The 10,362-nt window shown below is 51.0% G+C and carries 14 protein-coding genes; 2 read left to right on the top strand and 12 right to left on the bottom strand.

The window, feature by feature from the left end:
* Nucleotides 1-257: 257 nt before the first annotated feature.
* From FW767_RS12445 to FW767_RS12405, 9 genes are read right to left on the bottom strand one after another with little or no spacing between them, the layout of a single operon-like run.
* Nucleotides 258-443, bottom strand: a complete 186-nt coding sequence (locus tag FW767_RS12445) for a hypothetical protein (RefSeq protein WP_016278680.1) — start codon at nt 441-443, stop codon at nt 258-260.
* Nucleotides 444-464: 21 nt separating this feature from the next.
* Nucleotides 465-1,004, bottom strand: a complete 540-nt coding sequence (locus FW767_RS12440; protein WP_016278681.1) for a hypothetical protein — start codon at nt 1,002-1,004, stop codon at nt 465-467.
* Complete coding sequence (locus FW767_RS12435; RefSeq protein ID WP_016278682.1) at nt 1,001-1,546, bottom strand: topoisomerase C-terminal repeat-containing protein; 546 nt, start codon at nt 1,544-1,546, stop codon at nt 1,001-1,003. Before FW767_RS12435 ends, FW767_RS12440 begins: the two co-directional genes overlap by 4 nt.
* 25 nt (nt 1,547-1,571) lie before the next feature.
* Nucleotides 1,572-2,306: a hypothetical protein gene (locus FW767_RS12430; protein WP_016278683.1), complete on the bottom strand. Its 735-nt coding sequence runs from the start codon at nt 2,304-2,306 to the stop codon at nt 1,572-1,574.
* Nucleotides 2,307-2,313: 7 nt separating this feature from the next.
* Nucleotides 2,314-3,504, bottom strand: coding sequence for a toprim domain-containing protein (locus FW767_RS12425; RefSeq protein ID WP_016278684.1), 1,191 nt, complete (start codon nt 3,502-3,504; stop codon nt 2,314-2,316).
* A gap of 4 nt (nt 3,505-3,508) precedes the next feature.
* On the bottom strand, nt 3,509-4,831 hold the full coding sequence (locus FW767_RS12420; RefSeq protein WP_016278685.1) for an ArdC family protein: 1,323 nt from the start codon (nt 4,829-4,831) through the stop codon (nt 3,509-3,511).
* Nucleotides 4,815-5,042, bottom strand: coding sequence for a hypothetical protein (locus FW767_RS12415; RefSeq protein ID WP_016278686.1), 228 nt, complete (start codon nt 5,040-5,042; stop codon nt 4,815-4,817). The genes FW767_RS12420 and FW767_RS12415 overlap by 17 nt, the downstream gene beginning before the upstream one ends.
* A 35-nt stretch (nt 5,043-5,077) precedes the next feature.
* A complete protein-coding gene (locus FW767_RS12410; protein WP_016278687.1) occupies nt 5,078-6,349 on the bottom strand; it encodes a MutS N-terminal domain-containing protein in 1,272 nt (423 codons plus the stop codon).
* A gap of 5 nt (nt 6,350-6,354) precedes the next feature.
* On the bottom strand, nt 6,355-7,140 hold the full coding sequence (locus FW767_RS12405; protein ID WP_016278688.1) for a DUF4099 domain-containing protein: 786 nt from the start codon (nt 7,138-7,140) through the stop codon (nt 6,355-6,357).
* 64 nt (nt 7,141-7,204) lie between these two features.
* On the opposite strand from FW767_RS12405, the gene FW767_RS12400 reads away from it, so the two are divergent.
* On the top strand, nt 7,205-7,825 hold the full coding sequence (locus tag FW767_RS12400) for a glucosaminidase domain-containing protein (RefSeq protein ID WP_016278689.1): 621 nt from the start codon (nt 7,205-7,207) through the stop codon (nt 7,823-7,825).
* Between the two features lie 84 nt (nt 7,826-7,909).
* On the top strand, nt 7,910-8,893 hold the full coding sequence (locus FW767_RS12395) for an Abi family protein (protein WP_016278690.1): 984 nt from the start codon (nt 7,910-7,912) through the stop codon (nt 8,891-8,893).
* A 277-nt stretch (nt 8,894-9,170) separates the two neighbouring features.
* Here the strand turns inward: FW767_RS12395 and FW767_RS12390 are convergent, their stop codons facing one another.
* The 3 genes from FW767_RS12390 to FW767_RS12385 are packed head-to-tail and all read right to left on the bottom strand — an operon-like array spanning nt 9,171 to nt 10,131.
* On the bottom strand, nt 9,171-9,680 hold the full coding sequence (locus FW767_RS12390) for an NUDIX domain-containing protein (protein ID WP_016278691.1): 510 nt from the start codon (nt 9,678-9,680) through the stop codon (nt 9,171-9,173).
* Nucleotides 9,681-9,683: 3 nt separating this feature from the next.
* Entirely contained in the window at nt 9,684-9,854 is a 171-nt protein-coding gene (locus FW767_RS13220) for a hypothetical protein (RefSeq protein ID WP_167330598.1), read from the bottom strand.
* 1 nt (nt 9,855) lies between these two features.
* Nucleotides 9,856-10,131: an HU family DNA-binding protein gene (locus tag FW767_RS12385; RefSeq protein ID WP_016278692.1), complete on the bottom strand. Its 276-nt coding sequence runs from the start codon at nt 10,129-10,131 to the stop codon at nt 9,856-9,858.
* Nucleotides 10,132-10,362 lie beyond the last annotated feature (231 nt).

The raw sequence follows: 10,362 nt of genomic DNA, 5'->3' as shown, positions 1-10,362 counted from the left end.
GAGAATTAAAAGGGTAAAATAAAATTGACCCCTAACACCAGGACTTTAAAGGGTCAATCATATTATGGCCAAGGTGGGTAAATTCTGTTTGGCCAAAAGGGTCAAAGTAGAGTGGCTTTTCCATTCATCATATATAGTCCTTTTTATTCATTCCGGGTACTGAAAAAAGGTTGGATTAAATAATAGGAAACTCCCCATGCTCACGCACAGGGAGTCCCGGTTTTTGGCAGCAAAGAAATTGTCCTATCGAGGGCGGATTATTCAGCCTTGTTGTTGGCGGCTTCCAGCGAGAGTTTGCGGAAGCGTTTAAGCAACGGCTCCAGTTCGAGGGATGCGCGACGAGCGCGGAGTCCGGCAGCCCTGTTGCCCTTGTCGAGCTGGGAGGCGGCGTCTTTCAGGAATGTAGATGTGAGTTTTTCGATCTGATCAAGTAGTTCTTTCATCGTTGTATTCAGTTTAGGGATTTATAAAAGAGGTATTTCAAAAGAGTTTACGACGCACTGTGCGTCGCGGTCGAGGATAAACCAGTATTCCGAGCGGTATGGAGAGCCGCTTTCCGACAGAGCCTCATACTCTATTTTCACTTTCCAGCCGGAGAACGGCTTGCGTGGAGCGTCAGGAGTCTCAAAGCCCACCATCGAGCGTAGAGCGGACATCGCCGACATCTGGCGGCCGACAAGCTCGGAAACGGTGTTGTCCTCAAAATCGAGGTTCTGAAGACCGTCTGTCCGGGACATGACCTGTTCGTTGACTTTCATCATCGACATGGCTATCGCCATTTTCTCGTCGTTGTTGATGTAGTTGCGGCCGAACACACTGTCAGGCTTGCTGACCGCTATGACCTTTACCGACTCCGGATTATCCACCGAGGCCATCAGTGCCTTCTCCGCCACCGACTGCGCCCGTTTCGACGGCTGGCCGAAGTAGTGGAAGGCATATCCTATGCCGCCCCACATAGCCACACAGCTTATGAGCAGTATGGCGAGTTTCGTTCCCGGCTTCATACCTTGATAACCTTTAGTTTGTCGGGAGATAAGCCGAGTTTGCGGCGATAGACAGAGCCATTCTCGCCGAACATCTCGACCTCGTGGGATGTGACACCATCGGCACATATCTCTCGCACTTCATCGAGCGTCATGAGATGCCCGGCGATATTGCGCCATATCACGAAGTCGCAGGGGCTTCCCTCCTGCCGGTAGTTGGAGCAGTTGAAAGCCTTTGCGCCCACGCGGATCTCGCCGCCGCAACGGGGGCAGTGTGCCACCACCGACTCCATATTGATCGAGCCGTCAGCCGCCATGACAAGCACGGTCGGAAAAGTCTTCCACTCCTTTGTGGCGAAGCCGTCGAGCAATATGCTCCGCTTCTCCAGCAGTTCCGCGACCTCGGCATCCGCCATCTTGCGGTTGCCTATAACCCCGTTGATGAAGAGTCCGCACTTGCCGTCCTCCCCGGTGTTGTTCTCACAGCGGTAGCCCTTGCAGGTCTTCACCACATTGCCGCCGCACACAGGGCAACGGCCGATAATCTTTGTTTCTGTATCCATGTAAAAAATGTTGTTGATAGTTCGTTTATCTGTATTTTATCGTGTTCCACTCCCACACAAGGGTCTCCGCGATAGCCTTTCCCGACATAACCGAGGCCCAGCCGTCGGGGTCAAGCGAGAACCACAGGTCGTTCCATGAGAGAGTGCGTATCTGCCACGCCAGTAGCCACAGGTCGGTGTTGATTGTCTCCAGACGTGTCACCACCTCGTTTGCCACATAGTACCTCTCGGCGGAGTTGAGCAGGTTGACTTTGTGTTTCTCCTTGTTACCGTCAGCACCGGTCACGGTGTAGCTCCCCGAAGTGACAAGTTGTTGCATGAAGGGATAGAGAGCAGCCATCTGCGCTGCCGCGTCAGTCAGTTCATCGGACACCAGCACCGCTATGGCCGTGCCTTTCAGGTGGCCCGGCACCGATTTACGCAACAGGTCGCAGTTCTTGGGTATCTCCGTCAGCACCAGTTCTCCGGCACGCTTTATCTGATAGAGATTCTGCATGGCACCCTGGGCGTTGGAAAGATACTCAAGCATCTTGTTCTCCACGGAGTGAACGCGGTCGAGGGCGACAGTCACGGCGGCTTCAGCCGCGATGATCTTCTCCTGGGTTGACTTGCGCTTCTTGTGGATATTGTTAAGCTCCACAGTCTGCGCTATTACCGCCGCCGTGAGCGTCGGGTCGGTCTGTTGCGCCATCATGTCCGCTCCCGGAATGACAAGGAGGGAAAGAGCGAGCAGAACTGTTTTCGGTTTGATAGTCTTCATCGGTCAGTCATATTTTTAAGCCGGAGGCGCGTTGCTCGGCGAGGTTATCGTCACGGTCATGTTTGGTAGGGAGTATCTTGATTGAGGAGCGATTACCCAACAGGCAGTCGTTCCAGTCCTTGAAGTCCTTAGGCGGCTGCCACTGCCCCATGCGGTAACGCACGGAAATATGCGGTTCAAACTGAGTGTAGGCGGAGCGGTCGGGCGACACCGGAAAACTCTTGCCTTTGGCCTCCACCATCAAGCCCTCCGGCGTCTTGGTGATTTTGAGTGGAATGTCCTCGACAAGAGCCATGAGGCGGAGTCCATTGATGCGTCCGGCAAGGTCGTTGTCGAAGCAGTCGTAGGCACGGGCGTTTGGGAAACGCTCCATAACGCCCAGTACCTGACGGTCGGAGAACGTGCCGCCAAGGGAGACAAGGGCGATGTCCTCGCCTAACCGTGGACGGTTCAGTTGGAAAAAAGCCATAGCGTCAAAGGCGGATTCACAGAAGAACACATGACGCACGAGTCCGTTGTTGCCGTGCGACAGGTCGGCCACCCACGCCGCCGTTGAGGAATTGGTGCCGGCGGCCTTTGACTTGTAGCCGCCCATGCCACGGATCTCATATCCCACAGTCTTGTCGCTCCCGGCTTCCGTGTAGGGGAAGCCGATATTGTAGCCGTTGAAATTCTCGTTGCGCCTGTCGGACACAAGGGAAATGAACGGGGCGAGAGCCTTGACCGTATCTGCCGACAGTCCGCGCTGTGCGAACAGCCGGGGGATATTGGCCGCGTCCAGTTCCTTGACACGGTAGCGCGAAGGGTCGAACACCTGAGGCGCGGATGCCGAGCGTACATAATCCCTGTCACGGTCATAATCCGGCTCCGGCATATTGGCGAACTGCGCCATCACTTTCGCTATCTTCTGCCATTCGGTTAGCCCGATGACATTGAACGATGAAAGGTTCTCGCGTATGAACGACACCACGTCACCCTTTGAGCCGTCCCGCCGGAAGAAAGTCTGCGAAGCCTTGTCGCGGCGGTTGCTGACGATGATGGTGTCACGCTTGTCGCGTCCCTCGCCCAGCACAAGCTCGATGTACCGGCCCACACCTGCCTTGCGGTCGAGGCGGTAGCCGAGTGAATAGGCGACATCATCAATACCCACACGCGATTTAAGTTCCTTGAACTTGACCTTATAGTCAGCCGGTGCCATTGCTTCAGACGATTGAGAGTGACTTGGAGGCGCGGCGGTCGATGCCGGCTATCTCCGATTCATAATTCTTGCGTATCGCGCTTCCGAGGAATATATCTTTCTCGCGTTGGTCGGTGAGCTGGAAATACATTCTCGCAGTTGAACGCTCGATGGGCTTCATGCCGAGATCGACACCGTTGTATGAGGCACGCAGGGCGAAGTCGCCGGAGCGTGTCTTGATTATGGCGGCGTTCTTGAACGGGCATATCTCGTCCTCCAATGGAGCCATCAGAGGGTCGTTCTTCGCCTGATAAGGCTGTTCGCCGCGCGATATGCGCTGTGCGTCCACACGGTCGAGTATCATTTCCGAAGCCTTGTTGACATCGGCCATCACGGACACGATGAACTTCGGCTCCTGCCGGAGCGCGCCTATCCAAGAATCGAGGTAGGCCGCCGAGTTGTCTGTGACTTTGGAGTCAAAGCCCATAGAGTGGCTTATCATGGCTGCTGTAAGTTCGGCCACCAGTTCCTCTTTCGCATATTTCGGGTCGCCGAACTTCGCGCCCGCCTCACGGTTGAGCCTTTCGGGTGTCATGGTGGAGTGCGTCATCTCGTGTAGCATTGTCGAGTAGAACTCCATGCCGTCGCGGTATATGTCCTCCGGAGTCGTGCCCTTGTTGAACTGCTGCTTCATGGGAAGCACGACAATATCACGCGAGGGGGAATAATACGCGCCTTTCTCCTTGCGGTCGGCCTGTATGGGACAGAGCCATGTCTGCTCGGCAACCATGCGGTCGAGTGCGCCGTGGGCGTACATACCCTGTGTGTCGCGCATTTCAGGCACCTTGAAGCGGTCGAGTAGTTTCTGCACCCTCTCAGGCTGTGCCTCTCGGAAATTGGTCTGGTCGATGTTGTAAACCGGGAACGCCTTGACAAATGGTATCACGTCGAGATTTTTCCGCTCGTCACGGCTCATGGCGCGGTACTCGTCGGAGGATATTCTCTTGCCGTCCTTGTCTCGTACCATCATGTCCCAGTATATCACCGGAAAGGCTTTCTCTCCTTTGAGGACATGGGCCTTGAAGTTGTGTGCCTGCTTGAATGTGAGGAACACGGGAAGCTCGTAGCCTTGCGCCGCCGTGTGCAACTGGAGGAAAAAGGAGTTTGAGCCGGAGTAGTTGCGTCCCATGATGTTCTGGGGCAGGCCGGCGGAAGAGGCTACGCCGATCCAGCCCTTCTCCCAGTCCGAGCCCTTCATCTTCTCCATACGCTCGATCATCATCTGGGCGAAGCGGTCGAGGGCCTGCTGGCCTGAACTGTTGGACGCGCCGTTAGTTCCAGATGCCATAATCCTCGTCGTCTATCAGCTGACGCTCCATCATGTCGATCTCGGTCTCATCGTAGTAGAACTCGGCGGATTCCTCCGAGGGTTCGATGCCGTGAAGCTCGCACCATTCGAGATAAGACTCCGCATTGTCGCTTTCAAGCATGAAGCGGAGGAAGCCGATGTTGCCGTCCTGAAGGAGCTGCACAAGCTCGTCATATTCTAATTTTGCCATAGTGGTATTCTTTTAAGTGTTGTTGGGAAACGGTTTTACATTTTCATGGAGGCTGATTTCTCCATAGAGAGCGGGGCGGCGAGCTTGGTGTTTATCTCCTCAGTGAGATATTTTGCGGCTATCTGCTCGCGTGTGGCGGTCTTCGTCTTGAATAGAGAATAGCCGTCGTCAAAGGACAGCTCCTGACGGGAAGTGCGTCCGCGTCCTTCGCCGAGGTCGGCCGACACCTTCCACTTTCCATCTTCCTTGTCCTTTGCGACACGGATACCTTTGGGGTCGATGCCCTCCGGGAGCCTGAACTGCTCGTAGTGGGATTGCAGGTGCAGACGGTCGCCGAAGTTGCGCTCCACAAGCTGTCCGGGAGTTGCCACGCGGTCGAAGTATGCGTTCAGGTCCTCGCGTGAGGCGGTTGTTGACATCTTCTTGTCTCCCACCTGTGCGTAGAACTTATATTTGCCGTAGTCGGCGCGGGTCTCGTCGGTCTCCTTATAGACATTGAACTTGTCGATAGTTAGGTTGCCCTCGGGGCCGGGCAGCACATTCGCCACCTGATAGGAGACATCGGGCACCCTCGGCATGAGTTTGGTGGGATAGTAGCGTTCCATGAGCTGCGGCACCGTGAGTTCTTTCTGCTGATAGGCGGCGAGGTCGGCCGGATCCATCTTCTGCGGCTTCAACTGTTGGCCGTTGATCTTGGCGGTGAAATACCAGTCCTCCGGGTTGGTCTTGCTCTGGTAAGCGTGACCATGTGTCACCTTGTCTCCGTTGACCGTCACCATCTGAGGCTCACGGGGCTTACGCTCGGCGGCTTCGCCCTGGGTGGCGGATTGGGATTCTGATTTCTTCTCTTTCGGGGTCGTTTCATCGACCGCGCTCTTTGTGGTCTTTACAGGCTCCTCCTGGGGAGTCTTTTCTTTCTTTTTTCTTGGCATATCGGATTCTTTGTTAATGGGTTGTTGTGATGTAGTCTCCACGTGCTTCGCCTCCTGCTCCTTTTTCTTCTGCTTGGGGTCTTCAAGCTGTTCGCATATAGCCACTCTCATTCCGGCTCTTACAAGCCGTGGAAGATAAGTGTCGAGTGCTTCGTGCGGGAAGGATGCCACATCGACATTCTTTTCTTTGCCGACTGTACGCGTGGAGACTGGTGTACCGAGAATTTCCGACACCTTTTTCGCGTCCTGACGGTAGATTTCGTATGTGTTGCCGGTGCGGAAAAGTAGCAAGGCGTCGGGGTGTTTCTCTTTCATGCGGTCGAACTGATCCATTACGGAGAGTTGGCCCGGCTCTTTTTTTCTTGAAGCTGCCATGTGTGTCAGCGTTTGATGCGGGATTTCCGTTCCTCTTTCTGCGTGGGGTCGAGGCTGATGGCACGTTCCTTAGAGTCATGCTCGACAACTTTCTGATATTCCCAGCGGTTCTTGTCGGTCATTACCAGTCCGAGATATTCGGGGTGCTGCTCGTCATAGCGGAGTTTCTGCTGTCGCTCCCACTCCTTGAGGTCGCCTTTTACGACCTTGAAGCCCTGCGGTTCCTTGAGGTCGATGCCGACCGATACCTTTTCGCCTCCTACCGACAGTTCCACCGGCTTGCCTTCGCGTGCCTGCTGTTTCTGCTGGGAGCCAAGCTCGATATCGTTGACCTTTTCCATGTCCTTCAACTTCTGCTCAATCTGCACCTCGGTTATGCGGCGGTGGATGATTGACTTTGTTTCCGGGTCGAGCTGGAGATACTGCTGAGTCTTCTCGCCGTTGATGTCGATGGCTTTCTGCAACACGTCGCCACGGCGCAATGCGTCAAGTTCCTGTTGCGACAGGCGAAGCTCGTTGTTCCTGTCAACCGACAGTTCACGCTGCACGGGATATGCGATCAGCGTGGGATTGCCGTCTTTGTCGGCCGCGAGCTGGAGTTTAAGGGGTAATGAGATAACCATGCCATTCCCGGTGTCGATAGACACCTGCAAAAGAGGCGTGACCTCCCCCTGCATCAATTTTTGCTTCACGTCCTGCGGAAGCATATCAGCTTTCTCCCTGTCGATACCCAAAAGGGCGAGTTTTTCATAAGGGAGCGTGTCCTGCTGATTTTTGTTCGGAATTTCCATGTCAATGAATTAGAGGTTATAAATTTGCGGCGTAACCGCTTGTCGGCCTCAAAATTATCCCCACATGATTGCTAAATTTGAAATTCCGAACATTTTTGTTGCGATGGCTTGTGCAGTTTTCTGTTCACAGTATGCCGCAGCCCAGTTTTACACCGTCACAAAAGATTCTCCTGTGACGGTTGAAATGCACAAGAGAGGAGTATATAACGCTGACAATAAGAATGATAGCGCACTGCCTCAAATATCATCAATCCCGGAGACGGTTATTGGCGTAAAAAATATGCCACAAACGCTATCTGCAAGCATTGTCACCACATCAAAGTCACATTTCCAGCAAGCACCCGTCAGTTCCGGACTACCGGATCTGACCATTCCAAACCTGATTGCCGAGATTGAAAAGAACGGCATAAAATATCCGAAGATAGTATTGGCACAGGCAATACTTGAAACAGGCTGGTTCAAATCCCCGGTCTGCCGCAACAAGCACAATCTATTCGGGCTTACCAATCCACGGACAGGTAAATACTACGAGTTCAACCATTGGACTGAATCAGTCAAGGCCTACTACACAAAATTGCAGTACCGATATAAGGGAGGAAATTATCTGCTGTGGCTGAAAAAGATTGGCTACGCTGAAGATCCCGGCTATATCCGTGCTGTGATTAGTGTATTGAAAATGCTATAATGTGCTAAAAGCGTTGACCCTCAATAAAAATATAGCAGGGCTCGATTAAATTTTGTAATTTTGTATTTCAATCGACCGAATAATATGCCCCGACGGAAAATACCATATACGAAAAGAGCCACTACGCTCGATGAACAATTAGAGAAACTTAGGCGACACGGAGTTATCATATCCGATGAACCTAAGGCTAAAGAGTACCTTGCCGATATTGGTTATTACCGGCTTGGTTTCTATCTATTCCCTTTTGAGCAAACTTATCCTCATCTCGATCATCGACGTCAGCACATGGTTAATCCCGGAACAAGGATTGAGGATGTTGTGGCGTTGTATTATTTCGATATGGATTTGAGGAATATCCTGAACAAATATTTGTCAAGGATTGAGGTCGCTATCCGAACAACCATCATCTATGAACTTTCCAATAAATATAATTCAAACCCTACATGGTTCGTCGATCCGAATGTTGTATCAAGTGATTTTATAAGGAAGTTCCCGAATGAGGCATATCGTTCAATCAAGAATAAATTACCGATACAACGACATCATGCCAAGTACCTCGGACAATATGCCCCGGCATGGAAGACTATGGAATTTATGACATTCGGTAATTTGGAAGTTCTTTATGACAGTCTGATTTGGGATAGAGATAAAAGTCTTATCAGTTCTCACTTCAGAGAATTTGCTATCGAAACATTCAAAAGTTATCTGACCGCAATTCGAGAAGTCCGCAATGCTTGTGCGCACGGTAATGTGGTATTTGGAATGACGCTATCAAAAGGTATCAGGGCAGGACAAGCCTGTCCGTCTTTTAGCGCGAATGAGCAACAGTCGTTCAAAGGGGCGTTGCGTGTTGTTGACTATATGCTGAGACAAGTATCAGTTAACAGAGCAAATGATATGTGGAATGAGTTGTGGTCTGCTACCTCGCGCCTTTATAAAAAGACACCAACCATTCGTACTGTAATAGAATCCCAAACAGGTATAATACCACAAAAAAACAGATGTTTTCTGCACCTATTAAGGTCATTACTCAAAAAGATTGTTAAATTTGCGAGAAAAAAACGCTGACGATTTGTTGTATTGGAAAAGTATTACTACCTTTGCGATACGAAAGTGTATTTGGATGGCCCCGATGCTGCCAACTGCACTATAAACAAGATTAAATCGAGTCTGGCTCCACGGGTCAGGCTCGTAACTTTTTTGTACGTTCAATAAAAAAGAGCTAACTTTGCTCTCACAAAAGTGCCGATACTGATTTTAGTCTCAGTACCCGCACTATAAAAGGATTAAGAGGTCAAGCATCTGCTTGGCCTCGCCTTTTAATCTCAACTTTTCAATCGGAATATTATTTGGTTCTCAGCAACTCCAGATACTTGCGGTAAAGGATATGCTGTGTGTTACCGGGGCGATCGGGGAACATCCTTGTAGGGGCATCCTCCAATGGTACCCATGAAACGCCGTCAACCTCTGACGATGTGGAGAAGTCTGCTTTCTTGACAATGCCGATATAGGCGTGCATCAACTGTTCTCGCTTGTCAAACCAATGGGTGCCCTCATATATCAGATTCTCTACCGTCAGTCCAAGTTCTTCCTTGACTTCGCGTGTTGCAGCTTCCTCTGCATTTTCGCCCGGTGTGATATAACCGGCGACAAATGTCTCATATTGGTCGGATATATACGACTGCTTGAGAAGTGCTATCTCATGCAGCTCGTTAACGACCATGACAATCACGCAACTTGAAAACGAATCGAACCAATACCGCTTGCAGTTATCACAGTACGGCACAAGCCCATCATCACCTGCTTGCTGTCCTTTGAGTTTTGCGCCACATTCGGGACAATATTTATATCTCATATCTCAATCCCAGTCATTAAGGTTGGCTATTATGCGGTCGATGTCACTTTCATCGAAAATCTCCGGCTGTTTCTCGTGACAATTATGGCAATGACATTCGTCCTCACAATGGTCGTTACAGTCGGGCGTCAGTTCTTCAACCGCGCTTTCGCCATATTGGTTTTCCTGTTCCATATCACTGACCCACCTCCTTCTTGAACTCGGCCGATGGTTTGAAGAACGGTATATTATGAGCCGGAATTACTATTGTGGTATTCTTTGAAATGTTGCGTGCTGTTTTTTCAGCACGTTCCTTAACTTGGAATGTGCCAAAGCCACGGAGATATACGTTCTCTCCATGTGCGAGGCTGTCTTTTACAACAACCATAAATTGCTCAACCACCGCGAGAACACTTGCCTTGTCAATTCCTGTGGTCTTCGCTATCTCATTTACAATTTCTGCCTTAGTCATTTTGCGTACTTATCTGATTTAGACTGCAAATTTACTAATTTTTGAGGAGATTGCCTATAAAAAAGCCTGTCCGAAACGAACAGGCTGAGACAGGAACGGGTGTCTTTGGAAAAGCCACTCTACTTTGACCCTTTTGGCCAAACAGAATTCACCCCTTTGGCCATAATATGATTGACCCTTTTGGCCCAAATAACATTAACCGCTTAACACAAGAGTTATTAGAGATTTTTT

It is taken from the genome of Heminiphilus faecis, from assembly GCF_008728965.1.
Classification (GTDB): Bacteria; Bacteroidota; Bacteroidia; order Bacteroidales; family Muribaculaceae; genus Muribaculum; species Muribaculum faecis.
This window is presented reverse-complemented; position numbering and strand designations above follow the sequence as displayed.